This window comes from Streptomyces sp. NPDC005899, assembly GCF_040629645.1.
Lineage (GTDB): Bacteria > Actinomycetota > Actinomycetes > Streptomycetales > Streptomycetaceae > Streptomyces.
Map to the genome: position 1 here is coordinate 1 of NZ_JBEXWB010000661.1, position 1602 is coordinate 1602.

Below are 1602 nucleotides of genomic sequence, written 5' to 3' on the forward strand. Positions count from 1 at the left end.
GCCGGCTGCCTGCGTCAGCCGCCGAGTCGCTTCGGGCATGCCCTGGAGGTCGGTTCCGCTTTCCGAGGCGGGGCACCGGCCGCGCCAGAAGCGGTCACCGCCCCCGTGCCCGGGAACGGAAACGGCCGGAAGGCGCTCTCGCCCTCCCGGCGGGCCGTCGGTGGATGGCAGTCTTGGGGCATGGGGAGAGGGACGACGTACGGGTGCCTGCGCCACCTGCGCGAGGCGCCGGAGGCTCAGGCGTGGGACGTGCCGCAGATGCCGGGCCGAGGGGCGGCGGACCGAGCGCGTCGAGGCGGCCGCGGACGTCGGGGAGGCCGCCTGGGAGTTCGGTGCGCTCGGCCTGGCCGTGCGCACCGTGCGCGCTGTCCTGCGGGCCCTGACCGACTGAGGGCGGGCTCAGTTGGTGGTGTCGGGGTCCGGCCCCGTGCGCATGCCCCGGTCCAGACCGGCGATCGCGGCCATGTCCTCGTCCGAGAGCTCGAAGTCGAACACGTCGATGTTCTGCCGGATGCGGGCCGGCGTGACCGACTTGGGGATCACGACGTTGCCCAGCTGGAGGTGCCAGCGCAGTACGACCTGGGCCGGCGTCTTCCCGTGCCGCCCGGCGATCGTGACCAGCACGTCGTCGTCGAGCAGGGCGCCCTGGGCGAGGGGGCTCCACGCCTCCGTGGCGATGCCGTGCTCGGCGTGCAGACCCCGGAGCTCCTTCTGCTGGAGGCCGGGGTGGAGCTCGATCTGGTTGACGGCCGGCACGAGGGAGCTTTCCTCGATCAGGCGGCGCAGGTGGGCCGGCTGGAAGTTGGACACCCCGGCCGCCCGGATCCGGCCGTCGGCGGTCAGCTTCTCCAGCGCGCGCCACGTCTCGGTGTAGAGGTCGCGGGCCGGGGTGGGCCAGTGGATCAGGTAGAGGTCCACGTGATCGAGGCCGAGCTCGGAGAGGCTCGCCTCGAAGGCGGCGAGCGTGGCGTCGTATCCCTGGTCGGCGTTCCACACCTTGGTCGTGACGAACAGCTCGTCGCGGGGGATCCCGGAGGCGGCCAGCGCGCGACCCACGCCCGCCTCGTTGCCGTACACGGCGGCGGTGTCGATCGAGCGGTAGCCCGCAGCGAGGGCGTCGGTCACCGCCTGGGTCGTCTCGTCGTCGGGGATCTGGAAGACGCCGAAGCCGAGCTGGGGGATCGTGACGCCGTTGTTGAGTGCGACGGTGGGGACCGTGGGCATGATGTGCCTTCCTTGCCGTGCTGTCCGCGCGGGTCTGCGCGGACAGCGGAGATGTGGAACCGCGCGCCTACGACGCGGCGCAACCGGTATGTGCGTGCGACGCTTACCGTCGTAAACAATAGTTGCACACGCGGGTAGATGGCAAACGCGGGGGTTTGGCCCGTGCTTGCGTGCGTTGCCCCCCGTCCCGTGGCGCGGCTCCGGCCGGTGCCGCGCGGTCCGTCCTGGCGACCGGGCCGGCCGCCGTCACGGCACGTACTCGTGGACGGGGCGGCGGCCGACGGGCGCGGCCACCCCGTCCTGCCGCTCTCGTGCCCTCGCAGGGCGGTCCGTGGGTGGTCCTGCCGCCCGCGCGGACCGGGCCGGCCCCGCCGCACC

General features: G+C 73.3%; 1 protein-coding gene. It reads right to left on the bottom strand.

Annotated features, from left to right (window positions below; genetic code table 11):
* Nucleotides 1-399 precede the first annotated feature (399 nt).
* Entirely contained in the window at nt 400-1224 is an 825-nt protein-coding gene (locus tag ABZ371_RS32490) for an aldo/keto reductase (RefSeq protein ID WP_358686507.1), read from the bottom strand.
* Nucleotides 1225-1602: the final 378 nt, after the last annotated feature.